General features: G+C 69.0%; 15 protein-coding genes. 14 read left to right on the top strand and 1 reads right to left on the bottom strand.

Annotated features, from left to right (window positions below; genetic code table 11):
• Positions 1–544: 544 nt before the first annotated feature.
• Both rpoB and ACWDNY_RS25245 read left to right on the top strand, forming a co-directional pair.
• The gene (gene rpoB, locus ACWDNY_RS25250; protein ID WP_451648074.1) at positions 545–4,030 is read left to right on the top strand and encodes a DNA-directed RNA polymerase subunit beta; all 3,486 of its coding nucleotides are present in this window, start codon (positions 545–547) and stop codon (positions 4,028–4,030) included.
• A 94-nt stretch (positions 4,031–4,124) separates the two neighbouring features.
• Entirely contained in the window at positions 4,125–8,039 is a 3,915-nt protein-coding gene (locus ACWDNY_RS25245; protein WP_451648073.1) for a DNA-directed RNA polymerase subunit beta', read from the top strand.
• A gap of 216 nt (positions 8,040–8,255) precedes the next feature.
• On the opposite strand, the gene ACWDNY_RS25240 is transcribed toward ACWDNY_RS25245, so the two are convergent.
• Positions 8,256–9,530, bottom strand: coding sequence for a glycosyltransferase family 39 protein (locus ACWDNY_RS25240; protein WP_451648072.1), 1,275 nt, complete (start codon positions 9,528–9,530; stop codon positions 8,256–8,258).
• A 123-nt stretch (positions 9,531–9,653) separates the two neighbouring features.
• Between ACWDNY_RS25240 and ACWDNY_RS25235 the strand changes: the two genes are divergently transcribed.
• The 12 genes from ACWDNY_RS25235 to gdhA all read left to right on the top strand — a co-directional run bounded on the left by ACWDNY_RS25235 (position 9,654) and on the right by gdhA (position 25,766).
• Positions 9,654–10,745, top strand: coding sequence for a glycosyltransferase family 2 protein (locus tag ACWDNY_RS25235; protein WP_451648071.1), 1,092 nt, complete (start codon positions 9,654–9,656; stop codon positions 10,743–10,745).
• A gap of 508 nt (positions 10,746–11,253) precedes the next feature.
• Positions 11,254–11,625: a 30S ribosomal protein S12 gene (rpsL, locus tag ACWDNY_RS25230; protein WP_003948652.1), complete on the top strand. Its 372-nt coding sequence runs from the start codon at positions 11,254–11,256 to the stop codon at positions 11,623–11,625.
• Positions 11,626–11,627: 2 nt separating this feature from the next.
• Complete coding sequence (rpsG, locus tag ACWDNY_RS25225) at positions 11,628–12,098, top strand: 30S ribosomal protein S7 (RefSeq protein ID WP_030345396.1); 471 nt, start codon at positions 11,628–11,630, stop codon at positions 12,096–12,098.
• A gap of 40 nt (positions 12,099–12,138) precedes the next feature.
• Positions 12,139–14,265: an elongation factor G gene (gene fusA / locus ACWDNY_RS25220; RefSeq protein WP_451648070.1), complete on the top strand. Its 2,127-nt coding sequence runs from the start codon at positions 12,139–12,141 to the stop codon at positions 14,263–14,265.
• Between the two features lie 166 nt (positions 14,266–14,431).
• Positions 14,432–15,625, top strand: a complete 1,194-nt coding sequence (gene tuf, locus ACWDNY_RS25215; RefSeq protein WP_451648069.1) for an elongation factor Tu — start codon at positions 14,432–14,434, stop codon at positions 15,623–15,625.
• A gap of 311 nt (positions 15,626–15,936) precedes the next feature.
• On the top strand, positions 15,937–16,293 hold the full coding sequence (locus ACWDNY_RS25210) for a hypothetical protein (protein ID WP_451648068.1): 357 nt from the start codon (positions 15,937–15,939) through the stop codon (positions 16,291–16,293).
• 154 nt (positions 16,294–16,447) lie between these two features.
• Positions 16,448–18,493, top strand: coding sequence for a WXG100 family type VII secretion target (locus tag ACWDNY_RS25205; protein ID WP_451648067.1), 2,046 nt, complete (start codon positions 16,448–16,450; stop codon positions 18,491–18,493).
• Positions 18,490–19,080, top strand: a complete 591-nt coding sequence (locus ACWDNY_RS25200; RefSeq protein ID WP_451648066.1) for a hypothetical protein — start codon at positions 18,490–18,492, stop codon at positions 19,078–19,080. Before ACWDNY_RS25205 ends, ACWDNY_RS25200 begins: the two co-directional genes overlap by 4 nt.
• Positions 19,081–19,333: 253 nt before the next feature.
• Complete coding sequence (locus ACWDNY_RS25195) at positions 19,334–19,882, top strand: hypothetical protein (RefSeq protein WP_451648065.1); 549 nt, start codon at positions 19,334–19,336, stop codon at positions 19,880–19,882.
• A gap of 1,629 nt (positions 19,883–21,511) precedes the next feature.
• Complete coding sequence (mycP, locus tag ACWDNY_RS25190; RefSeq protein WP_451648064.1) at positions 21,512–22,744, top strand: type VII secretion-associated serine protease mycosin; 1,233 nt, start codon at positions 21,512–21,514, stop codon at positions 22,742–22,744.
• A gap of 207 nt (positions 22,745–22,951) precedes the next feature.
• The gene (locus ACWDNY_RS25185; RefSeq protein WP_451648063.1) at positions 22,952–24,115 is read left to right on the top strand and encodes a hypothetical protein; all 1,164 of its coding nucleotides are present in this window, start codon (positions 22,952–22,954) and stop codon (positions 24,113–24,115) included.
• Between the two features lie 289 nt (positions 24,116–24,404).
• Entirely contained in the window at positions 24,405–25,766 is a 1,362-nt protein-coding gene (gdhA, locus tag ACWDNY_RS25180; protein ID WP_451648062.1) for an NADP-specific glutamate dehydrogenase, read from the top strand.
• Positions 25,767–25,808 lie beyond the last annotated feature (42 nt).

Below are 25,808 nucleotides of genomic sequence, written 5' to 3'. Positions count from 1 at the left end.
AACGCACCGAAGAGCGATCATCCATCCGGGTGGTCGCTCTTCGGCGTTTCAGGGGGTCGGCGGTGGCTGCCTTGCGTCGGCGGCGACGGCGGGTAGGGTGATCATCGTCGTGCCTCGACGCCTCCGGTGGCAGGCCGCAAGTGACGAGCGCAGCAGCCGGTTTGGGCCAGGAGGCCTTGACGAACCGCACGCAGCGCGCAATTCTCAGGACGCGTCGTCACGAGGATCCGAATCCGAGGCATGGATCGGCGACGAAGAGGGCAGTATTTCCGTGCGTTGAGGGCAGGCATGCCGCAGGCGTTGACAACAACAGGGGTCTCCAAGAACCCGCACTGGACATCAGTGTGCCAACTGGCTACACTGACCCTTTGCGCTGCCTGTTAGCTGTCCCCTGCCCGTCACCAGGGGCATGCCCTCACTTCAGCACCGACGACCGGATCAGCACTGGTCTGGCATCTGGCCAGGTCACACGCAGTCTGTCGCAGTGCGACGGTGGGGGAACGGTACGCGCGTAGTGAGTCCGAGCCCTCGGAAGGACCCCCTCTTGGCCGCCTCGCGCACTGCCTCGACCGCGAATACGAACAACGGCGCCAGCACCGCCCCGCTGCGCATTTCCTTTGCAAAGATCAAGGAGCCCCTCGAGGTTCCGAACCTTCTCGCGCTGCAAACCGAGAGCTTCGACTGGCTGCTCGGCAACGACGCGTGGAAGGCTCGCGTCGAGGACGCTCTCGAGAACGGTCAGGACGTTCCCACCAAGTCCGGCCTCGAGGAGATCTTCGAGGAGATCTCTCCGATCGAGGACTTCTCCGGGTCGATGTCGCTGACCTTCCGCGACCACCGCTTCGAGCCCCCGAAGAACTCCATCGACGAGTGCAAGGAGCGCGACTTCACGTACGCCGCCCCGCTCTTCGTCACGGCCGAGTTCACCAACAACGAGACCGGCGAGATCAAGTCCCAGACCGTCTTCATGGGCGACTTCCCGCTCATGACGAACAAGGGCACCTTCGTCATCAACGGCACCGAGCGTGTCGTGGTGTCGCAGCTGGTCCGGTCGCCGGGTGTGTACTTCGACTCCAGCATCGACAAGACGTCCGACAAGGACATCTTCTCGGCCAAGATCATCCCGTCCCGGGGTGCCTGGCTGGAGATGGAGATCGACAAGCGCGACATGGTCGGTGTCCGCATCGACCGCAAGCGCAAGCAGTCCGTCACCGTCCTCCTGAAGGCGCTCGGCTGGACCACCGAGCAGATCCTCGAGGAGTTCGGCGAGTACGAGTCGATGCGCGCCACCCTGGAGAAGGACCACACCCAGGGCCAGGACGACGCGCTGCTCGACATCTACCGCAAGCTGCGTCCGGGCGAGCCCCCCACGCGTGAGGCCGCGCAGACGCTCCTTGAGAACCTCTACTTCAACCCCAAGCGCTACGACCTGGCCAAGGTCGGCCGCTACAAGGTCAACAAGAAGCTGGGTACGGACACCCCGCTGGACGCGGGCGTCCTGACCGTCGAGGACATCATCGCGACGATCAAGTACCTGGTGAAGCTGCACGCCGGCGAGACCGAGACGTCCGGTGGCAACGGCGAGCCGGTCGTCGTCGAGACCGACGACATCGACCACTTCGGCAACCGCCGCCTGCGCAGCGTCGGCGAGCTCATCCAGAACCAGGTCCGCACGGGTCTGGCCCGTATGGAGCGCGTTGTCCGCGAGCGCATGACCACGCAGGACGTCGAGGCGATCACGCCGCAGACCCTGATCAACATCCGGCCGGTCGTCGCCTCCATCAAGGAGTTCTTCGGCACCAGCCAGCTGTCCCAGTTCATGGACCAGAACAACCCGCTCTCCGGGCTGACGCACAAGCGGCGTCTGTCCGCGCTGGGCCCGGGTGGTCTGTCCCGTGAGCGGGCCGGCTTCGAGGTCCGTGACGTCCACCCGTCGCACTACGGCCGCATGTGCCCGATCGAGACGCCGGAAGGCCCGAACATCGGTCTGATCGGTTCGCTCGCCTCCTACGGACGGGTCAACGCGTTCGGTTTCGTGGAGACGCCGTACCGCAAGGTCGTGGAGGGCCAGGTCACCGACGAGGTCGACTACCTGACCGCCGACGAGGAGGACCGCTTCGTCATCGCGCAGGCCAACGCCACGCTCAACGACGAACTGCGGTTCGCCGAGGCGCGCGTGCTGGTCCGCCGCCGTGGCGGCGAGGTCGACTACGTCAGCCCCGAGGACGTCGACTACATGGACGTCTCGCCGCGCCAGATGGTGTCGGTCGCGACCGCCATGATCCCGTTCCTCGAGCACGACGACGCCAACCGTGCCCTCATGGGCGCGAACATGATGCGCCAGGCCGTGCCGCTGATCAAGTCCGAGGCCCCGCTCGTCGGCACCGGCATGGAGTACCGCTCCGCCGTCGACGCCGGTGACGTGGTCAAGGCCGAGAAGGACGGTGTGGTCCAGGAGGTCTCCGCGGACTACATCACCACCGCCAACGACGACGGCACGTACATCACGTACCGCCTGGCCAAGTTCTCCCGGTCCAACCAGGGCACCTCGGTCAACCAGAAGGTCATCGTCAACGAGGGCGACCACGTCGTCACGGGCCAGGTGCTCGCCGACGGTCCGGCCACCCAGAACGGCGAGATGGCGCTCGGCAAGAACCTGCTCGTGGCGTTCATGCCGTGGGAGGGTCACAACTACGAGGACGCGATCATCCTGTCGCAGCGCCTCGTGCAGGACGACGTCCTCTCCTCGATCCACATCGAGGAGCACGAGGTCGACGCCCGTGACACCAAGCTCGGCCCCGAGGAGATCACCCGGGACATCCCGAACGTCTCCGAGGAGGTCCTCGCCGACCTCGACGAGCGCGGCATCATCCGCATCGGTGCCGAGGTCATCGCCGGCGACATCCTCGTCGGCAAGGTGACCCCGAAGGGCGAGACGGAGCTGACCCCGGAGGAGCGCCTGCTGCGCGCGATCTTCGGTGAGAAGGCCCGTGAGGTCCGTGACACCTCGCTGAAGGTGCCGCACGGCGAGACCGGCAAGGTCATCGGCGTGCGCGTCTTCGACCGCGAGGAGGGCGACGAGCTGCCGCCGGGCGTGAACCAGCTGGTGCGCGTCTACGTGGCGCAGAAGCGCAAGATCACCGACGGTGACAAGCTCGCCGGCCGCCACGGCAACAAGGGTGTCATCTCGAAGATCCTGCCGATCGAGGACATGCCGTTCCTGGAGGACGGCACCCCGGTCGACATCATCCTCAACCCGCTGGGTGTGCCGTCCCGGATGAACCCGGGACAGGTTCTGGAGATCCACCTCGGCTGGCTCGCCAGCCAGGGCTGGGACGTCTCCGGCCTGGCCGAGGAGTGGGCCCAGCGCCTCCAGGTCATCGGCGCCGACCAGGTCGACCCGCGTACCAACGTGGCGACCCCGGTCTTCGACGGTGCCCGTGAGGACGAGCTGACCGGTCTGCTGGAGCACACGATCCCGAACCGCGACGGCGAGCGCATGGTCCTGCCCTCCGGCAAGGCCCGGCTGTTCGACGGCCGCTCGGGTGAGCCGTTCCCGGAGCCGATCTCGGTCGGCTACATGTACATCCTGAAGCTGCACCACCTGGTCGACGACAAGCTGCACGCCCGCTCGACCGGTCCGTACTCGATGATCACCCAGCAGCCGCTGGGTGGTAAGGCCCAGTTCGGTGGCCAGCGGTTCGGCGAGATGGAGGTGTGGGCCCTGGAGGCCTACGGCGCCGCCTACGCCCTCCAGGAGCTGCTGACCATCAAGTCCGACGACGTCACCGGCCGCGTGAAGGTCTACGAGGCCATCGTCAAGGGCGAGAACATCCCCGAGCCCGGCATCCCCGAGTCCTTCAAGGTGCTCATCAAGGAGATGCAGTCCCTCTGCCTGAACGTGGAGGTGCTGTCCAGCGACGGTATGTCCATCGAGATGCGCGACACCGACGAGGACGTCTTCCGCGCTGCGGAGGAGCTCGGCATCGACCTGTCCCGGCGCGAGCCGAGCAGCGTCGAAGAGGTCTGACGGGAGTCCGGCGGGCCCTGACCCCAGGGCCCGCCGACCCCCAGGCCCCCGTTTCAGACCACAGACTTTCAACCCTGAGAGGGATTGACGCATAGTGCTCGACGTCAACTTCTTCGACGAGCTCCGGATCGGCCTGGCCACCGCTGACGACATCCGTCAGTGGAGCCACGGCGAGGTCAAGAAGCCCGAGACCATCAACTACCGCACCCTCAAGCCCGAGAAGGACGGACTCTTCTGCGAGAAGATCTTCGGTCCGACCCGGGACTGGGAGTGCTACTGCGGCAAGTACAAGCGAGTCCGCTTCAAGGGCATCATCTGCGAGCGCTGCGGCGTCGAGGTCACGCGCGCCAAGGTGCGTCGTGAGCGGATGGGCCACATCGAGCTGGCCGCTCCCGTCACCCACATCTGGTACTTCAAGGGCGTTCCGTCGCGGCTGGGCTACCTGCTCGACCTCGCCCCGAAGGACCTGGAGAAGGTCATCTACTTCGCGGCGTACATGATCACGTACGTCGACGAGGAGCGCCGCACCCGCGACCTGCCCTCGCTGGAGGCCCATGTCTCCGTCGAGCGCCAGCAGATCGAGCAGCGCCGTGACGCCGACCTGGAGGCCCGCGCCAAGAAGCTCGAGGCCGACCTGGCCGAGCTGGAGGCCGAGGGCGCCAAGGCCGACGTGCGCCGCAAGGTGCGCGAGGGTGCCGAGCGTGAGATGAAGCAGCTGCGCGACCGCGCGCAGCGCGAGATCGACCGCCTCGACGAGGTGTGGACCCGGTTCAAGAACCTCAAGGTCCAGGACCTCGAGGGCGACGAGCTGCTCTACCGCGAGCTGCGTGACCGCTTCGGCACGTACTTCGACGGCTCGATGGGTGCCGCGGCGCTGCAGAAGCGCCTGGAGTCCTTCGACCTCGAGGAGGAGGCCGAGAAGCTCCGCGAGATCATCCGCACCGGCAAGGGCCAGAAGAAGACCCGTGCCCTCAAGCGGCTGAAGGTCGTCTCCGCGTTCCTGCAGACGTCCAACAGCCCCAAGGGCATGGTCCTGGACTGCGTGCCGGTCATCCCGCCGGACCTGCGTCCGATGGTGCAGCTGGACGGTGGCCGCTTCGCGACCTCCGACCTGAACGACCTGTACCGCCGTGTGATCAACCGCAACAACCGTCTGAAGAGGCTCCTGGACCTCGGTGCCCCGGAGATCATCGTCAACAACGAGAAGCGCATGCTTCAGGAGGCTGTTGACGCCCTCTTCGACAACGGTCGCCGCGGCCGCCCGGTCACGGGTCCCGGCAACCGCCCGCTGAAGTCCCTCAGCGACATGCTCAAGGGCAAGCAGGGCCGCTTCCGTCAGAACCTGCTCGGCAAGCGAGTCGACTACTCGGCGCGTTCCGTCATCGTCGTCGGCCCGCAGCTGAAGCTGCACCAGTGCGGTCTGCCCAAGGCCATGGCACTGGAGCTCTTCAAGCCGTTCGTGATGAAGCGCCTGGTCGACCTGAACCACGCGCAGAACATCAAGAGCGCCAAGCGCATGGTCGAGCGCGGCCGCACGGTCGTGTACGACGTGCTGGAAGAGGTCATCGCGGAGCACCCGGTTCTGCTGAACCGTGCGCCCACGCTGCACCGCCTCGGCATCCAGGCCTTCGAGCCGCAGCTGGTCGAGGGCAAGGCCATCCAGATCCACCCGCTCGTCTGCACCGCGTTCAACGCGGACTTCGACGGTGACCAGATGGCCGTGCACCTGCCGCTGTCCGCGGAGGCGCAGGCCGAGGCCCGCATCCTGATGCTGTCCTCGAACAACATCCTCAAGCCGGCCGACGGCCGTCCGGTGACGATGCCGACCCAGGACATGGTCCTCGGGACGTTCTTCCTCACCACCGACGCCGAGGGCCGCGACGTCAAGGGCGAGGGCCGCTGGTTCGCGTCCGTCGCCGAGGCGATCATGGCGTTCGACGCCGGCGAGCTCTCGCTCCAGGCGCCGATCGACATCCGCTTCCCGGTGGGCACCATCCCGCCGCGCGGCTGGACTCCGCCCGTCGGCGAGGACGGGGACGACGGCGTCGGGGAGCGGGCGTGGCAGCAGGGTGACAGCTTCCGTCTGAAGACCACGCTCGGCCGAGCGCTCTTCAACGAGCTGCTGCCCGAGGACTACCCGTTCGTCGACTACGAGGTCGGCAAGAAGCAGCTCTCCGAGATCGTCAACGACCTCGCCGAGCGCTACCCGAAGGTCATCGTGGCGGCGACGCTCGACAACCTGAAGGCGGCCGGCTTCTACTGGGCCACCCGTTCCGGCGTCACCGTCGCCATCTCCGACGTCGTCGTTCCCGAGGCGAAGAAGGAGATCGTCCGCGGGTACGAGGCGCAGGACGAGAAGGTCCAGAAGCAGTACGAGCGCGGTCTGATCACGAAGGACGAGCGGACCCAGGAGCTCATCGCGATCTGGACCAAGGCGACCAACGAGGTCGCCGAGGCGATGAACGACAACTTCCCGAAGACCAACCCGATCTTCATGATGGTGAACTCGGGTGCACGAGGCAACATGATGCAGATGCGTCAGATCGCCGGTATGCGTGGTCTGGTGTCGAACGCGAAGAACGAGACGATCCCGCGGCCCATCAAGGCCTCGTTCCGTGAGGGTCTGTCCGTGCTGGAGTACTTCATCTCCACGCACGGTGCCCGTAAGGGTCTGGCGGACACCGCTCTGCGTACCGCCGACTCGGGTTACCTCACCCGTCGTCTGGTCGACGTCTCCCAGGACGTCATCATTCGCGAGGAGGACTGCGGCACCGACCGCGGCCTGCGTCTGCACATCGCCGAGCGGGGCGCGGACGGCGTGCTGCGCAAGGCGGACGACGTCGAGACGTCCGTGTACGCGCGCTGCCTCGCCGAGGACATCGTGGTCGACGGCAAGGTGCTGGCCCCGGCCGGTACCGACCTCGGCGACGTCCTCATCGAGGAGCTCGTCAAGCACGGCGTCGAGGAGGTCAAGACCCGCTCGGTCCTGACCTGCGAGTCCGCCGTGGGCACCTGCGCCATGTGCTACGGCCGCTCGCTGGCCACCGGCAAGCTGGTCGACATCGGTGAGGCGGTCGGCATCATCGCCGCCCAGTCCATCGGTGAGCCCGGTACCCAGCTGACGATGCGTACCTTCCACACCGGTGGTGTGGCCGGTGACGACATCACCCAGGGTCTGCCGCGTGTCGTCGAGCTCTTCGAGGCCCGTACCCCGAAGGGTGTCGCCCCGATCTCCGAGGCCTCCGGCCGCGTGCGGATCGAGGAGACCGAGAAGACCAAGAAGATCATCATCACGCCGGACGACGGCAGCGACGAGACGGCCTACCCGATCTCGAAGCGTGCCCGGCTCCTGGTCAGCGAGGGTGACCACGTCGAGGTGGGCCAGAAGCTCACCGTGGGTGCCACCAACCCGCACGACGTGCTGCGCATCCTGGGTCAGCGTGCCGTCCAGGTGCACCTGGTCGGCGAGGTCCAGAAGGTCTACAACTCGCAGGGTGTGTCGATCCACGACAAGCACATCGAGATCATCATCCGGCAGATGCTCCGCCGTGTGACGATCATCGAGTCCGGCGACGCCGAGCTGCTGCCCGGCGAGCTGGTCGAGCGCTCCCGCTTCGAGCAGGAGAACCGTCGTGTGGTCCAGGAGGGCGGTCACCCGGCCTCCGGGCGTCCGCAGCTCATGGGTATCACCAAGGCCTCGCTGGCGACCGAGTCGTGGCTGTCGGCGGCGTCCTTCCAGGAGACGACCAGGGTCCTCACGGACGCGGCGATCAACGCCAAGTCCGACTCCCTGATCGGCCTCAAGGAGAACGTCATCATCGGTAAGCTCATCCCGGCCGGTACGGGTCTGTCCCGTTACCGCAACATCCGGGTCGAGCCGACCGAGGAGGCCAAGGCCGCGATGTACTCGGCCGTGGGCTACGACGACATCGACTACTCGCCGTTCGGCACGGGCTCCGGCCAGGCCGTTCCGCTGGAGGACTACGACTACGGTCCGTACAACCAGTAAGCGGGCAGTCTGAGCCGAAGGGCGGCCACCCCCACGGGGGTGGCCGCCCTTCGGCGTGTTCGAGGTGGGGAGCCGTCGTCGGCCGCGTCCGCGGAGAGCCGTTCCGTCGGTGGGGGAGCCGGCTCCCGGGTCGTCCGCGGGGGAGCCGTCCCCCGGGCCGTCTGCGGGAACCGCCCTCGCGGAGGGCCGTCCGCGAGGGCGGTTCCCGCAGCCCGGCTACGGGATGCCCAGCTCGAAGATCACGTAGTGCGCGTACCAGCCCGAGGTGATCGCCGCGGTGGTGAAGAACACCGCCAGGGCCGGCCACCTCAGACGGCTCATCGCCGCCGCCGGCGCGAGGAGGAGGGGGAAGGCGGGCAGCAGGTAGCGGGCGGTGTTGCCGAACATCTGCTGGGTGCCGAGGACGGTGACGACCGTCGCCAGCGTGTAGGCGACCAGCACCAGCGGCGGCCGCCTGCGCAGCATCAGGACGATCAGCACGGGCAGGGCCAGCACCAGCAGGACGGCGAGCAGATCGGGGACGGCGAAGGCGAACAGGTAGTCGTGCCGGCCCACGGCGGTGTTGAGCAGCACGTCCAGGGTGTAGGCGCCGAAGTCGAAGTAGTGCGCCCACCCCTCGCGCTGGAGCGTGAAGTACGCGGTGGGCTCGCCCATGCTGAGGCCGACCCAGGCGACGTACCCGAGCAGCCCCAGCGGCGCGACGACCATGGCCCACACGGGACCCGCCACACCGTTCTCACGCCGGCTGCCGCGGCGCACCACGGTCACCAGGGCGGCCAGTCCCACCGCCCCGATGAGCACGGCGGACGTGGGCCGGTTGAGGCCGGCGAGGAAGGCCAGCAGTCCGGCCCACAGCCAGCGGCGCCGGATCACGCAGTAGCAGCACCAGGCCGCGATCGCGACGAAGACGGACTCGGAGTACACCGCCCACTCGACGCCCGCGCCGGGTGCCACGGCCCACAGCCCTGCGGCGATCGTGCCCGCCCGGGCCCCCGCGAGCAGGGAGACGACCGCGTAGATCCCGGCGGCGGCGACGAACGACGCGAGGACCGAGACCAGGATCCCGGATCCGTACAGGCCCAGTCCGGTGGCTTCGGACACCAGCCGGATCAGGGCCGGATAGAGCGGGAAGAACGCGACCGAGTTCTGCTGCACGGTGAACAGGCCGCCCCCGCCCAGCCGCTCCAGCCGGGGCTGGTACCCGTGCTCGGCGACCTGGAGGTACCACCAGCCGTCCCAGGTCCCGAGGACGTCCCACCAGTGGGCGCCGCCGCCGAAGCGGGGCTGCTTCCTGTGGTAGTCCCCGGCGTACTCCAGCAGACCGGCGAAGACCGCGAGCCCGGCCAGCTTCAGGACGCCGTAGAGGGCGAGTGCGGGCAGGTAGGGTCGTACGCCGGGCGGCAGGACGAGACGGCCGGCCGGGCGGGGGCGCTCTCCGCGCTCCTCGGGCCCCGGTGCGTCCGTCGCCGCGTCCGTGGAAGCCGTGCTCATCTGCGGGGTCCCCCCTCGGGCCGATCACCGGGTTCAGGAATCCCCACCGGCCCGGACGATCGCAAACTGTCCATCATAAGATCGCAACAGCGTCGCACAGACGCGGCACGGGGGGAGGGGCGGGTGGCTGAAGCAGGTGGCGAGGCGATCGTCCTGTCGGTCGTCATACCCATGTACAACGAGGAGGAGGCCCTGCCCGCCCTGGTGGCCAGGCTGCGGCCGGTCCTCGCCGGCCTGGGGGTGCCCTACGAACTGGTCGCCGTCGACGACGGCAGCACCGACCGCACGGCCGAGCTGCTCGGCGCCTTCCGGCTCGGCTGGCCGGAACTGCGCGTGATCGGGCTGCGCCGCAACTCCGGACACCAGGCCGCCCTCACCGCGGGCCTGGACCGGGCCGTCGGCGCGTACGTCGCGAGCATCGACGCGGACCTGCAGGACCCGCCCGAGAAGATCCCGGAGATGCTGGAGCTGGCCCGCGGTGAGGGCCTCGACATCGTCTACGGCATCCGCGGCGACCGGGCCAGCGACACCGGCTTCAAGCGGTGGACCGCGAGCCTGTACTACCGGCTGGTGCGCCGGCTCGCGGGCCCGCAGGTGCCCGCGCAGGGCGGCGACTTCCGGCTGCTCAGCCGCGCCGCCGTGGACGCCCTCAAGGCCCTCCCGGACCAGCAGCGCGTCTACCGCCTGCTCGTCCCCTGGCTGGGTTTCCCCAGCGGCCAGGTCACCTACGAGCGCGCCCCGCGCGTCGCGGGCCGGAGCAAGTACCCGCTGGGGCGGATGATCCGGCTGGCGGTCGACAGCGTCACCGGCTTCTCCGCGGCGCCGCTGCGCCTGGCCACCTGGCTGGGCGGCTTCGCCTTCCTCGTCTGCCTGGGGCTGATGGTGTACACACTCTGCGCCCACGCCCTGGAACACACCGTGCCCGGCTGGACCTCGCTGTTCACCGGAGTGCTGTTCATCGGGGCGGTCCAGCTGATCTGCGTCGGCCTGCTCGGCGAGTACGTGGCGCGGATCTACACGGCCGTGCAGAACCGGCCGACGTACTTCGTGGGCCACGACACGGCGTCCCCGGCCGAGCCGCCCGCGAACGGAGGCCCGGCGGTGCCGTGGGTCCCGGGCGCGCGGACGCGGGAAGGGGCCCCTGAGGGGCAGACCGGAGCCGAGCGGGCAGTCGGGCTCACCGGACGGCGGGCAGGGCCCCAGAGCGGCGACTGAGCGAGCGGCCGGCGTGTCGTGGGACGGCGGGGCCGTCGGCGGTGGGGCACTGCGCCGTACGGCCCGCCTCCCGCTGGGAGGCCCGTGGCCGGTGCGGCCCGTGGGGCGCGCAGTGCCGGCCCGGAGCCGGCCGGCTCGGGGGGTGCGTGCCGGGGTCCGTTCGGGGGTTCCGGGGCACGGGGTGCGCGGCGGTGGGACCCGGCGTATCGTCCCCCGCGTAGGACAAACACAACCGCAGGTGGGACCTGTCCGGGCACCCGGCGTGTCGGGTGCCCCGCTTTGGTTTTGACCGGAGTCAATGCGATAGGTACGCTCAGACCTTGTGCCTGGGGTGTGCCCTGGCTCGCGTGCGTGCCTTCGACCGCACGGAGAGCCGCTATCGGCCACCGTAATCTGCGCATCTTTCTGCCTGGCGGCGGGAGTCCGCGGGATTCGACACACCCGACCGCGTGGGTCGGCGATGTTCCAGGTTAGCTGTACCCATCGGCACACAGAAACCGGAGAAGTAGTGCCTACGATCCAGCAGCTGGTCCGCAAGGGCCGGCAGGACAAGGTCGAGAAGAACAAGACGCCCGCACTCGAGGGTTCCCCTCAGCGCCGCGGCGTCTGCACGCGTGTGTTCACGACCACCCCGAAGAAGCCGAACTCGGCCCTCCGTAAGGTCGCGCGTGTGCGTCTGACCAGCGGCATCGAGGTCACGGCTTACATTCCGGGTGAGGGACACAACCTGCAGGAGCACTCCATCGTGCTCGTGCGCGGCGGCCGTGTGAAGGACCTGCCGGGTGTTCGCTACAAGATCATCCGCGGCTCGCTCGACACCCAGGGTGTCAAGAACCGCAAGCAGGCTCGCAGCCGTTACGGCGCCAAGAAGGAGAAGTAAAAATGCCTCGTAAGGGCCCCGCCCCGAAGCGTCCGGTCATCATCGACCCGGTCTACGGCTCTCCTCTGGTGACCTCCCTGATCAACAAGGTGCTGCTGAACGGCAAGCGCTCCACCGCCGAGCGCATCGTCTACGGCGCCATGGAGGGCCTGCGCGAGAAGACCGGCAACGACCCGGTCATCACGCTCAAGCGCGCTCTCGAGAACATCAAGCCGACCCTCGAGGTCAAGTCCCGCCGTGTCGGTGGCGCCACCTACCAGGTCCCGGTCGAGGTCAAGCCCGGCCGTGCCAGCACCCTGGCGCTGCGCTGGCTCGTCGGCTACTCCCGCGCCCGTCGCGAGAAGACCATGACCGAGCGTCTGCTCAACGAGCTCCTCGACGCGTCCAACGGCCTCGGTGCCGCTGTGAAGAAGCGCGAGGACACGCACAAGATGGCCGAGTCCAACAAGGCCTTCGCGCACTACCGCTGGTAGTCGCTACCCCCGACGAGAACCGAGAGAAGACTGAAGCCTTATGGCTACCACTTCGCTTGACCTGGCCAAGGTGCGCAACATCGGCATCATGGCTCACATCGACGCGGGCAAGACGACCACCACCGAGCGGATCCTGTTCTACACCGGTGTGTCCTACAAGATCGGTGAGGTCCACGACGGCGCTGCCACCATGGACTGGATGGAGCAGGAGCAGGAGCGTGGCATCACGATCACCTCTGCTGCCACCACCTGCCACTGGCCGCTGGAGGACGTCGACCACACCATCAACATCATCGACACGCCGGGTCACGTCGACTTCACCGTCGAGGTGGAGCGCTCCCTGCGTGTGCTCGACGGTGCCGTGACGGTGTTCGACGGCGTCGCCGGCGTCGAGCCCCAGTCCGAGACGGTGTGGCGTCAGGCGGACCGCTACGGCGTGCCGCGCATCTGCTTCGTGAACAAGCTCGACCGCACCGGAGCCGAGTTCCACCGCTGTGTCGACATGATCGTCGACCGTCTGGGCGCGCAGCCGCTGGTCATGCAGCTGCCGATCGGCGCGGAGGCTGACTTCAAGGGCGTCATCGACCTGGTCACGATGAAGGCCCTGGTGTGGTCCGCAGAGGCCACCAAGGGTGAGATGTACGACACCGTCGACATCCCGGCCACGCACACCGAGGCAGCCGAGGAGTGGCGCGGCAAGCTGCTCGAGGCCGTCGCGGAGAACGACGAGGAGATGATGGAGCTGTACCTGGAGGGCGAGGAGCCCTCCGTGGAGCAGCTGTACGCGGCGATCCGCCGCATCACCATCGCCTCCGGCAAGGGTGAGGGCACGACCGTCACCCCCGTCTTCTGCGGCACCGCCTTCAAGAACAAGGGTGTCCAGCCGCTGCTCGACGCGGTCGTGCGCTACCTGCCGTCCCCGGTCGACATCGAGGCCATCGAGGGCCACGACGTCAAGGACCCGGAGGCGGTCGTCCGGCGCAAGCCGTCCGACGAGGAGCCGCTGTCGGCGCTGGCGTTCAAGATCATGAGCGACCCGCACCTCGGCAAGCTCACCTTCGTCCGCGTGTACTCCGGGCGCCTGGAGTCCGGCACCTCGGTGCTGAACTCCGTCAAGGGCCGCAAGGAGCGCATCGGCAAGATCTACCGCATGCACGCCAACAAGCGTGAGGAGATCGAGTCGGTGGGCGCCGGCGACATCGTCGCGGTCATGGGTCTGAAGCAGACCACGACCGGTGAGACGCTGTGCGACGACAAGAACCCTGTGATCCTGGAGTCCATGGACTTCCCGGCCCCGGTGATCCAGGTCGCCATCGAGCCGAAGTCGAAGGGCGACCAGGAGAAGCTGGGCGTCGCGATCCAGCGCCTCGCGGAGGAGGACCCCTCCTTCCAGGTCCACTCCGACGAGGAGACCGGCCAGACCATCATCGGCGGCATGGGCGAGCTGCACCTCGAGGTGCTGGTCGACCGCATGCGCCGTGAGTTCAGGGTCGAGGCCAACGTCGGCAAGCCGCAGGTCGCGTACCGTGAGACGATCCGCAAGGCCGTCGAGAAGGTCGAGTACACCCACAAGAAGCAGACGGGTGGCACCGGCCAGTTCGCCCGCGTCATCATCGCGGTCGAGCCGCTCGAGGGCGGCGACGCCTCCTACGAGTTCGTCAACCAGGTCACCGGTGGCCGCGTGCCGAAGGAGTACATCCCTTCGGTCGACGCCGGTGCGCAGGAGGCCATGCAGTTCGGCATCCTCGCCGGTTACGAGATGACCGGTGTGCGCGTGACGCTGCTCGACGGCGCCTACCACGAGGTGGACTCCTCCGAGCTCGCCTTCAAGATCGCCGGTTCGCAGGCCTTCAAGGAGGCCGCGCGCAAGGCCAGCCCCGTGCTGCTCGAGCCGATGATGGCCGTCGAGGTCACCACGCCCGAGGACTACATGGGCGAGGTCATCGGTGACATCAACTCCCGCCGTGGCCAGATCCAGGCCATGGAGGAGCGGGCGGGTGCCCGTGTCGTGAAGGGTCTCGTACCCCTTTCGGAGATGTTCGGCTACGTCGGAGACCTCCGCAGCAAGACGTCGGGTCGCGCGAGCTACTCGATGCAGTTCGACTCCTACGCCGAGGTTCCGCGGAACGTCGCCGAGGAGATCATCGCGAAGGCCAAGGGCGAGTAACTCACCCGCGTTCCAGCCCTTAGGCTTGACTCCGGAGCCTCGTGGGGCATTCGGCCGGAATCCGTAGTGAAGACGGCGGAATGCCCCGAGGATCCGGGCCATCCAGCAAAGATCACCTGGCGCCGATGAAGTAAGGCGTACAGAACCACTCCACAGGAGGACCCCAGTGGCGAAGGCGAAGTTCGAGCGGACTAAGCCGCACGTCAACATCGGCACCATCGGTCACATCGACCACGGTAAGACGACCCTCACGGCCGCCATTACCAAGGTGCTGCACGACAAGTACCCGGACCTGAACGAGGCCTCGGCCTTCGACCAGATCGACAAGGCTCCCGAGGAGCGTCAGCGCGGTATCACCATCTCCATCGCGCACGTCGAGTACCAGACCGAGGCGCGTCACTACGCCCACGTCGACTGCCCGGGTCACGCGGACTACATCAAGAACATGATCACCGGTGCCGCCCAGATGGACGGTGCCATCCTCGTGGTCGCCGCCACCGACGGCCCGATGCCGCAGACCAAGGAGCACGTGCTCCTGGCCCGCCAGGTCGGCGTTCCGTACATCGTCGTCGCCCTGAACAAGGCCGACATGGTGGACGACGAGGAGATCCTGGAGCTCGTCGAGCTCGAGGTGCGTGAGCTCCTCACCGAGTACGAGTTCCCGGGCGACGACGTCCCGGTCGTCAAGGTCTCGGCGCTCAAGGCGCTCGAGGGCGACAAGGAGTGGGGCCAGTCGGTCCTGGAGCTCATGGACGCCGTCGACAGCGCGATTCCGGAGCCGGAGCGCGACGTCGACAAGCCGTTCCTCATGCCGATCGAGGACGTCTTCACGATCACCGGTCGCGGTACGGTCGTCACCGGCCGTATCGAGCGTGGTGTCCTGAAGGTCAACGAGACCGTGGACATCATCGGCATCAAGCCGGAGAAGACCTCCACCACGGTCACCGGCATCGAGATGTTCCGCAAGCTGCTCGACGAGGGCCAGGCCGGTGAGAACGTCGGTCTGCTCCTCCGCGGCATCAAGCGCGAGGACGTCGAGCGCGGCCAGGTCATCATCAAGCCGGGCTCGGTCACCCCGCACACCGAGTTCGAGGCGCAGGCCTACATCCTCTCCAAGGACGAGGGTGGCCGCCACACGCCGTTCTTCAACAACTACCGCCCGCAGTTCTACTTCCGCACGACGGACGTGACCGGCGTGGTGACCCTCCCCGAGGGCACCGAGATGGTCATGCCGGGTGACAACACCGAGATGAAGGTGGACCTCATCCAGCCCATCGCCATGGAGGAGGGCCTGAAGTTCGCCATCCGTGAGGGTGGCCGGACCGTCGGCGCCGGCCAGGTCACCAAGATCGTCAAGTAAGTTCCGCTTGCTTGAGGGTCGGTTGACCCGGTAGCTCCGACTGCGAGCACCTGAAGGGGCCCGTACGACTTCTGTCGTACGGGCCCTTTCGCATGCCCGCGCCCCTGCGAGGCCGGGGGGAGCCGTGGGGTCCTACGGCGATGACCACCCCGGGGAGAGCCCGACGGCCGCAGCGAACACGACGTGGCCCGCGACACGCCCGCCCCACGTCAACGCCGCGACGGCACAGCACCCCGTGACGAAGCCCGGCGTGCACCGGTTGAGCCTGTGGAGAGCCGACGGAAGCGGCGACGCGACACGGGGGGTGGCCGGTGGCCGGTGGTGCAGGACCCGGACCGAGGGATCTCGCCTCGTCACCCGCCGAGAAGCAGGCCGCGGCCAAGGCCGTCGAGAACCGTCTCCAGCCCGGCACGGGCACGGCCGGCGGCTGGGCGGACGAGGAGACGGCGGCCGCGGTGAGGGCCTTCGGCGCGCGGGACGGGGACGGCTGGCTCACGTCGGCGGCCCTGCGAAAGGCGCACCGTGCCTGGGGCGACCAGGTGAAGAACCTGATGGACCGGCTGGGCGCGGAGAAGGAGGCGCTGCGCCAGGGCAACAGGGTGCTGACGGGCACGGACCTCGCGACCGGGTCGGCGCTGCGGCGGGCGTCCGCGCTGGACGGGTACTGACGACGGCGGCGGGAGCGTACGGGGGCGTGGCGGACGGGCGCGGGGGGCGTGGGCGTGCAGGCCCAGGGGGAGGACGCGGCGTGCGGGCCTGCGGGGGCCGGGAGACGGGGACACAGGACGACGGGACACGGGGATGCCGACCTACCACGAGATCATGAGCACCGACCTCTCCGCCCTCACCGCCGCCGCCGACCGCTGGGACGGCATGGCGGGCGAGTTGGAGAAGCAGGAGACGGCGTACCGGCGGGAGGTCCACTGCATCTCCATGGGCCCGTCGTGGACGGGCCTGAGTGCAGACGCCGCACACGCCCGCTTCGACGCGACGCTCAAGGAGTACCGCTCCGCCCAGACGGAGGCGAGGGCGGTCGCGTCGCTGCTGCGTGACGCGCACAGCCAGTTCAGCGAGCTGAGGGGCAGACTGAAGGCCGCGTGCGCGGAGGCGGTGGAGGCCGGCATGAGGGTGTCGGAACGAGGGGTGGTCAGCCCGGATCCCGGGCGCACGAAAGGGCGCGAGGGCGACGACGCGCACGCCGGGGCACCGGAGTCGGGGGAGCGTGTCCGGGCCTGGCAGGAGCGCATCGACAAGGCGGTACGGGACGTGACGGACGCGGACACCGGCGTGCGGATCGCCCTGACGGCGGCCACGGCGCCGGACCCGCTGGCCTGCGGGGGCAGGGGCTTCAACGGCGGAGCGGTGGGGGACGTCGAGACATACGAGGCGCTTCAGGCGGAACGGGCGCTGGAGAAGCTGGCCAGGGGTGGTCAGCTGTCGGACGGGGAGATCGCCGAACTGCAGCGGACGTTCCGCGACAACAGCGGCGACGAGGCGTTCGCACGCACGCTCCTGGACGACCTCGGGGCAGCCGGCACCATCAGGCTGACGAACGAACTGAACGACCTCGTCCACGTCGACGGCGGGCGGCGCGCGAGCGCGTTCGGGTCGATCGAGACGGGCCTCGCCGATGCTCTCGCCACGGCGACGAAGGACACGACGTCGGAGTGGTACCGGCACTGGCGCGCCGAGATGCGGCAGGCCGGAGTTCAGCACTACGCCACCGACGCCCAGGGGGCCCGCATGGACAAGGCCGTGGGGTACCAGTCACTGGTGACCCTGATGCGCAAGGGCCACGGGTACGCGCCCGGAATGCTCGAGGACCTGACCGACGACATGATCTCGGCGGAGAGGAGGGACCCCGGCGTCTGGCGTCTGAAGGGGGAGTACGCCGGCCGGCGCGACGGCTGGTTCGCCAACGACCCGGTGGACGGCATGCTCGGCCTCATGAGCCGTGATCCGGCCACGGCGGCGCACTACCTCGGTTCGGATGCGCACATGAAGTACCTCGTGAAGGAGCGCGACTGGGACGTCACGCTGCACGAGCGGGAGAACGGGAAGGCCGCCGCCTACACGGCCCGCCCGGACGGCGACGACCGGGCGGGCTTCGGTGCCGCGCTCCAGGCGGCCACGACAGGCATCGACCCGGCGGACCGGCACGCGCACTACGCGGCCCACACGGCGCGGAACGAGGCGGTGCTGAGGTCGGCGCTGACCCACCTGTCCGACCAGGGTGACGACTTCCCGCCGTCCCTGCGCGAGCCCATGGCGAAGATCCTGGTGAACCACGGCGGCACGGTGCACAGGTCCATGAGTGAGATCGACATCGCCCACTCCCCCCTGAAGCAGGACCAGCTCTTCGAGGTCGTGAAGCAGGTCTCCAAGGACAAGGACGCCTACGGCACCCTGAACGGCGGCCTGAACCAGGCGATGGTGACTGGCATCCACGACGACCACTCGGACTCGACGGAACCCCTGATCCGCGCCGGCCGCACGGTCGGCTTCCTGGAGGAGGCCCGCATCCAGGCGCAGGGCGACCCGAAGACGGCGGAATTCACTGCCAAGCCGCTCTTCGACCGGGCCATCGGCTATATCCCGGTAGCGAGCGACGACGTACAGGAGGGCTTCGACTACGTCACGGAGAAGTGGCTGGAGGACGAACAGAAAAGGCTCGACGAGAAGCAGGCGGATGACAACATCAAGGCTTACGACACCAGAAACAGCCAGTTGATGGGCCTCGCGGAGGAGTGGAGTAAGACGCGACGGGCAGGTGCTGGCACGGCCTTCGACGCCAAGACGGAGATCGGGAGATCGGCGCAAGACGGGATGGCGCATGCGACCGGAGTGTCCGGGGAGCCGTCGAAGTGAGGACACGCCGACGCGTTCGTGTCCTGAGCCTGCTGGCTCTCCCGCTCGCGGCCACCTCTGTGTCCTGCGAAAAACATCAGGACGCTGACCAGCCGATTCCAACGACGATTTGCGGCACCCGTATCGATCCGGCGCTCACTCGGCCGCTCGTCACGTCGGCGAACGACTGGCATGAGTACGACCGTGTGAACCGTACTGAAGCCACGACGGCCCCCTGCCTGGTCCTGGCGCGGCAGGACGTGGTCATGCGTTTTCGCTTCTCGTGGGACAGCGGCGCCAGGGACTTGATGTACCTCGCAAGGAGTACCGGCTCGGTCTCCGGGGTCACAGACCCACGCACCATCGCATTCGCCTACGAGACGGTGGTCGGAACGGATGGTGCCATCTCCACGGCACCGTGCAGAACCAAAGGCGGTGAACACTTCACGCTCACCCTTCAACTGCCGCGGATCAAGCTCATGGATCGCACTCACCGGGAAGACATCGAGAAATTCATGCGGGCCTACTTCCCCGCCGCCCTGAGAACCGCGGGCTGCGGACTCGGAGCCTCCGCCGGGCCTCATACCCCCAGCCCGTCAGATCGGTGACCACGTCCGAGGGGCGGTTCTCGGCCGGGTGGTCCGTGGTGGGGGAGGTGGTGGGCCTGGGGGGAACTGAGTAGGGGTGCTCATGTGGCTGCCGACCGGAGGCAGTTGGGTAGGAGTGGGGTGCCGGCCGGGCCCGTGTGAGTGAACCGGCTGATTCGCAGCGCTGAGGGACGTCCCGAGACGGGGCTGTCACCGGGCGTAGCTAGAGTTGTCGGTGAGTTCGCGTCTGGCTGACTACACGGGGGAGGACGTTGTGTTGCCGAGCGACGCCGGGGCGGCCGCGCAGCCGTCTTCGTTGTTCTCCAACCTGCTCACGGGAACGCGCGACGCGGCCAAGGCAGCCGCTGACGTCGCCACCGAGCTGTCGTCGTTCACCAGGTTCCAGAAGCGGGTGGACGACCTGATCCGGGACCTCAAGGGTTCCGAAGCCGGCCCGGGCAAGGTCGGACAGGCTCAGCTCGCGCGCCGGCAGTTCGGCGGCGGGGACGGAGCCTGGGCGGAGGCGACCGGCCTGCACACCGCGTACGAGACGGTGATCAGCGAGCTGGAGACGCTGTCGAAGCTGCTGTCCGACTCCATAGAGGGCATGGGTATCGCGGTGACGGCCTCGCACAAGGGCTACGAGAACATCGACGTGGACGTCCGCAACCGCATGGCGGCGATCAGCGCCGAGACGACCGAGCACTACGGCGGGTCCTACAACCCCGCACTGCCGAAGAACAAGGAGCACGGGGGACAGGCCGCGGCGCAGCCCGAGCAGTCCCCGGCTCCGCCGGCGGGCGACACCGGAGGCTCGATCTGATGGCGAGGGGGGAGTCCTGATGGCGGGCAGGGGAGCCGGCGGCGGTACGCCGTTCGAGAGCATGAGCCACGAGCAGATGCTGGCGTGGCTCGACCAGGCGAAGTCGGGAGAGGTGCAGGCCGCCGCCGACCGCCTGACCGCGGCGGCCGAGGAGATCCGCAAGATCGCGGACGAACTCAAGGTCCGTCCGCAGTGGGTGGAGTGGAAGGGCGAGGGCGCGGACGCGTTCCGTACGTGGGCCGCCGATCTCGCCAACTCCACGCTGCGGCTGGGGGACTTCAGCGACGACGCCGCGAAGTGGCTCGGACAGGCATCCGGCGCCATCGCCACGGCCCAGGCGTCGATCCCGCGTGACACCAAGGGCGCACAGGCGAACCTGGACGCGGCACGGGCCGCGCACAACGACCCGGACGCGGCTGCGGTCGGCGCCAAGTCGCGGAGCGAGTTGGCGGCCCTGGCGGCGGACAAGGAGAAGGTCCGCCAGGAGGCGGCTGCCCAGATGCGGAAGCTGGCGCAGTCCTACTCGCTTTCCGCGACGCAGATGAACCAACTGGAGCGACCGAAGTTCCCCCCGCCGCCCGCTGCGATCACGCCGGGAATCGATCATGGGTCCCAGGACCTGGCCCGCCCCGGAACAGGCACCTCCGGCGGAATGGACGGCGGAGTGCTCAGCCATGGAACTCTTCGTGATGCCGGGACTACGCGAGCTGAGCAGCGCGATGTGGTGACTTCAGAGCTCCATCGCGAGCCACCCGTGCAGGAAGCGTCGTCCCGTCACTTGCGTCCGCCGACGATCGAGCCTGCCACGCAAGTGGCCATCGACTCCGTGTCGTCGGCCCCGGAGGTTCGTCAGCCTGCTATTGAGCCGACGGGTGGGCTCACTGGAACCGCGCGCCCGGACCTAGGAACTCCGCTGCCGACGAACGGACTGGTTTGCCCGACGCCACGCGGGCCTGCACGTACGCCTTCCGCGCTGGGCGGGACCCGGAAGTCAGTCGGTGGAGGGCGACTGCCCGGCGAGGCCGGGCAAGGGCCTGTTGGAGTGGGGACCGGCCGTGGAGGTACTGCCCCGGGGCGGAATCTGCCCGGTTCCACGGGAGCCACCGGCCGTGGGGCCGCACACCAGAACTCGGCATCCGGCCGGGGCGTCACACCTGGCTCAGGGGTGACCGGTGGACGTCCGGCTACGCCGTCCGCCACTGGCCGGTCGATGGGACGTGTGCCTGGCGCTTCGGCCGGAAGCGGCCCTGCGGCCAGTCGCGGTGCGGCCGGCCGCCAGCCGATCACTGGAGTGACAGGACAGCCGGTCGCGGGAGCGACGGGACAGCCGGTCCCTCGGACTCCCGGGTCATCCGCCGGCCGCGCCACTGCCGCGCCGCACGACGGCATCATCGGCGGTACTCCGCAGCGCACAGGTCCTGCTCCTGCGCGACCCGGCGCACCGGTGCCCTCTGCACCGACACGGGGAGGGGTCTCCGGCGGTGTGCCCAGTGGCACCACCGCGCGGGCTGCGGTTCGTGGGGCTTGGAACGAATCGGCCCGTCGTGGCCGGCAGCGTAACGAGAAGCAGACGACGGACCGTCCAACCGAACCGCCGACTACCGACTGACGATCAGGGGACACCAGACGATGCGCATGCCCACGGGCGACATGTGGCACAAGGGGTTTCGTGCCTTGACCTCAACGGCCGTCGGCCTACTGCTCATGGGCGCTACGACCATGCAGGCTCACGCGGACTCCACCCGCTCCCAGCAGTGGCACCTCGACGCCATGCATGCCGAGGAGATGTGGCGGACGAGTACCGGCAAAGGTGTCACCGTCGCTGTCATCGACAGCGGAGTCGACTCGGACAATCCCGACCTCAGGGGACGCGTCCTTGATGGGCTGGACCTCGCTGCAAGCCGGTCCGGCGATGAGCACTCGGACTACGACGGCCACGGCACGGGGATGGCGGGACTCATCGCCGGGACAGGCTCGTACGGAGGCGGAAGGGGAGCTTTCGGCCTCGCACCCGGCGCGAGAATTCTTCCTGTCCGCATGCCAGGTCAGCAGGATGACAACCCCTTTTCGGGACCGTCCTACCTCAGTAAGGCCATCCGATACGCGACAGACTCCGGTGCTCGGGTCATCAACATCTCCCTGGCTTCGCCCGCCCACTCCTCCCAGCTCAACGCTGCCGTGAAGTACGCCCTTGATCACGGTGCGCTCATTTTCGCGGGCGTGGGTAATGACGGATCGAAGGGGAATCCCGTTCAATACCCGGCTGCTACGCCCGGTGTCGTCGGAGTCGCAGCCGTAGGCAAAGACCTTCGTCGGACGTCCTGGTCCCAATACGGCTCGCAGGTGGACATTTCGGCGCCCGGCGAGGGGATGGTTCACGCCTGCGGCGGCGAGACGGGCTTGTGCAAGACCTGGGGCACCAGCGACGCCACCGCCATCGCCTCCGCCAGTGCCGCTCTGATCTGGGCCGCGCATCCGGACTGGACCAACAACCAGGTCCTCCGCGTCATGCTCAACACGATCGGCGGCCCCACCAACGGCGCGAAGCGCAACGACTCCATCGGTTACGGCATCGTCCGGCCGCGCGTCGCCCTCCAGCACCCCGGCGACCCCGGACCGGCCGACGTCTACCCCCTGCCGGACCTCGCTGCCGCCGCGTCGCCGTCTCCGTTGAAGAGCGCCCCCGCCGCGCAGGGAGCGGGCGGCCCGGCGAAAGGCGGCGGGGCGGCGACCGCCGGTTCGTCGTCCGAGGGGGACGACAACGGCATGCTGTGGATCGGACTCGGCGCCGGTGCCGTCCTGGTCCTGGGCGGGGCCGGCGCGGCCTACGCCGTGAGCAGACGACGGCGTTCGCTTGTGTAGCCGCCCGGTCCGCCGGTCCACCGGATGCCGGGCAACCAGGCGTCGGACGCCGACCCACCGGGCGTCCGACGCCGACCCACCCGCGTCGGACGTCAGTCCGTCGGACGCCCGACGGACTGACGTGCGGCCCTTCCCCGCCCCTGCTGTTCTGCGTACCCTCACCCGAGCACACGCTCGCAGTGATCGAAAGGCCAGGGGGAGGCCCGTATGCGTCACCGGTCCACGCCGCCGGCCGTCGGAATCGGCGCTGCCACGCTGCTGTGCGCGGCGGTGGCGGTGGCCGCCGCGATCGTGCGGTACCCCTTCGACGCACCGCGCTACGACGCCGGCGCGCAGCGGTGGGACGTGCTCGTGCCACTTGCCCTCGCGGCCGTACTGGCCCGCGGCTGGGTGGCCGCGGTGAAGGCCGCTCCGGCCTACGACACCCTGCCCGCCGTGGCCGCCCGTACGGGGATACCCGCCAGGCTCGGCCCGGTGCGGCGGGACTGGGGGCGGATCGCGGCCACCTACCTCGTGGTCTGGGCGCCGTACGCCGTCGCCCGCAGTGCCTACGGCACCGGTGGTTCGCGCCTCGGTGTCGCGCTGTGCGCGGTCACCTTCGTCTACGGGCTGGTCCCTTCCCTCTATGGCATCGGCCTGCTGACCAGGCAGCTCGAAGCCCCGCACCGGCTGTTGCGCAAGGACGCGGCGGCGGGACGCGTACTCGCCCTGCGCGTGCGGGTCGGCACGCCGGTGAGGCAGGACTACCGCACACCCGCCAGGAAGGGCACGGGAAAGGTCGACACCCACACCACGTACGCGATCGACCTCGTGCCCGACACCGGCCCCGCCGGGCGCGTGCGGTTCGGGCCGATGCAAGGTGCCAACTTCCGTACGAACGGGGAGCGGCACCTCGCCCATGCCGCCGCCCGGCTCGGGGGGCACACGGGTTGGCTGTGCTGGCCGACCCTGTGGAAGGAGATCGCGGCCACCGACAGGCGACGCACCGTGCCGGCCGCGCTGGTCACCGACAGCGGACACGTCGTGTGGGGCGAGACCTACGAGGAGGACTGGGGGCCCTGGCTGCGCGGTGGTGACGTGCCGCTGCAGGCGACCGAGGCCGCGGCGCGGGCCCGTCCGCTCGCGCGCCCCTCCCGTTACACGCCGGGCGTGCACTCCCGCGCGCTGGTGCTCCTGCTGGTCGCGGCCCTCGTCGCCGCCCCGGCCCTGCTGGGTGTCGGCCCCGGAGTCGTCGCCGTGCTGCTCGGCGCGGTCGCCGAGGGCCTGATCGTCTTCACGTCCGTCCGGCTCGCCTGGCCGGACACCAGCCGCGAGATCATGCGCCCGGACCTGTGGAAGCTGCGGACGGAGTCACACCCCTCCCTGCGTTGAGCGAGCACCACCCCGCGGCTCGGACGGGTCCCGGGACGGCGGCGAAGGAGCGGGCGGGTCGGGCTCGGTCAGGAGGTGCCGCGACTGCCCGGGGACCGGCGGGCGCCCTCGGTCATGCTGCTGGCGGCGCCTCAGCACACGGGGCACACTGGGGCCTCGGCCGTTCCCGGAGGACCGGGCCTGGAGTCGGGCACCGGCTTCCGGGGCGGCCGCGTCCTGCGCCCGGCAAAGGCGCCGAGCGCCCATCACCGGTCTCGTACCGGTGGCAGCCGTGCCAGAAAGGGACCCCGTGACGACGACCCGACCCGACGCCAAGAGCCGGCTCGACACCCTGCGCACCGAGATCGAGCGCCGCAATCCCGCCCAGCCCGAGTTCCACCAGGCCGTGCACGAGGTGCTCGACACGCTGGCGCCGGTGCTCGCGGCGCGGCCCGTGTACGCCGAGCCGGGGCTCGTGGAGCGGCTGTGCGAGCCGGAACGGCAGATCATCTTCCGGGTGCCGTGGCAGGACGACCGGGGCCGGGTCCACGTCAACCGGGGCTTCCGGGTGGAGTTCAACAGCGCGCTGGGTCCGTACAAGGGGGGCCTGCGTTTCCATCCGTCGGTGAACCTCGGCATCGTGAAGTTCCTCGGCTTCGAACAGGTCTTCAAGAACGCGCTGACCGGGCTCGGCATCGGCGGCGGCAAGGGCGGCAGCGATTTCGACCCGCGGGGGCGCAGCGACGCGGAGGTCATGCGGTTCTGCCAGTCGTTCATGACGGAGCTGCACCGGCACATCGGTGAGCACACCGACGTCCCGGCCGGCGACATCGGTGTGGGTGGTCGCGAGATCGGCTACCTGTTCGGCCAGTACCGGCGGATCACCAACCGCTGGGAGGCGGGCGTCCTCACCGGCAAGGGCTCGCTGTGGGGCGGTTCCCTGGTCCGGCCGGAGGCGACCGGGTACGGAAGCGTGCTGTTCGCGGAGGCGATGCTGCGGGGGCGCGGTGAGGACCTGGAGGGGCAGACGGCGGTCGTCTCCGGCTCCGGCAACGTGGCGATCTACACGGTCCAGAAGCTGCTGGCGCTCGGCGCGAACCCGTTGACCTGCTCGGACTCCACCGGATACGTGGTCGACGACAAGGGCATCGACCTGGAGCTGCTCCAGCTGGTGAAGGAGGTCGAGCGCGGCCGGATCAGCGAGTACGCCGAGCGGCGGGGGGCCTCGGCCCGGTTCGTGCCCGGCGGACGGGTCTGGGAGGTGCCGGCCGATGTGGCCCTGCCGTCCGCCACACAGAACGAACTGGACGAGAACGACGCGGCCGCCCTGGTCCGCAACGGTGTGAAGGCCGTGGCAGAGGGGGCGAACATGCCGACGACGCCGGCGGCCGTGCAGCTGTTCCGGCAGGCGGGGGTGGCCTTCGGCCCGGGCAAGGCGGCGAACGCGGGCGGGGTCGCCGTCAGCGCCCTGGAGATGGCGCAGAACGCCTCGCGCACCGCGTGGCCGGCCGCCCGCGTCGAGGAGGAGCTGGCGCGGATCATGACGGACATCCACGCCACGTGCAGCGAGACCGCCGAACGCTACGGCGCCCCCGGCGACTACGTGACCGGCGCGAACATCGCCGGCTTCGAGCGCGTCGCCGACGCGATGCTGGCCCAGGGCGTCATCTGAGGCCGTGACGTTCCGGGTCCTCCGCCCTCCGGCGCCGGCGCC

It is taken from the genome of Streptomyces sp. NPDC003697, from assembly GCF_053587115.1.
This window is presented reverse-complemented; position numbering and strand designations above follow the sequence as displayed.

What these genes read in the sequence shown, in the direction of transcription:
- fusA (WP_451648070.1), top strand. Translation starts at nt 12,139, where the DNA reads ATGGCTACCACTTCGCTTGACCTGGCCAAGGTGCGCAACATCGGCATC.
- ACWDNY_RS25185 (WP_451648063.1), top strand. Translation starts at nt 22,952, where the DNA reads ATGCGTCACCGGTCCACGCCGCCGGCCGTCGGAATCGGCGCTGCCACG.
- mycP (WP_451648064.1), top strand. Translation starts at nt 21,512, where the DNA reads ATGCGCATGCCCACGGGCGACATGTGGCACAAGGGGTTTCGTGCCTTG.
- ACWDNY_RS25240 (WP_451648072.1), bottom strand. Translation starts at nt 9,530, where the DNA reads ATGAGCACGGCTTCCACGGACGCGGCGACGGACGCACCGGGGCCCGAG.
- rpsG (WP_030345396.1), top strand. Translation starts at nt 11,628, where the DNA reads ATGCCTCGTAAGGGCCCCGCCCCGAAGCGTCCGGTCATCATCGACCCG.
- ACWDNY_RS25205 (WP_451648067.1), top strand. Translation starts at nt 16,448, where the DNA reads ATGAGCACCGACCTCTCCGCCCTCACCGCCGCCGCCGACCGCTGGGAC.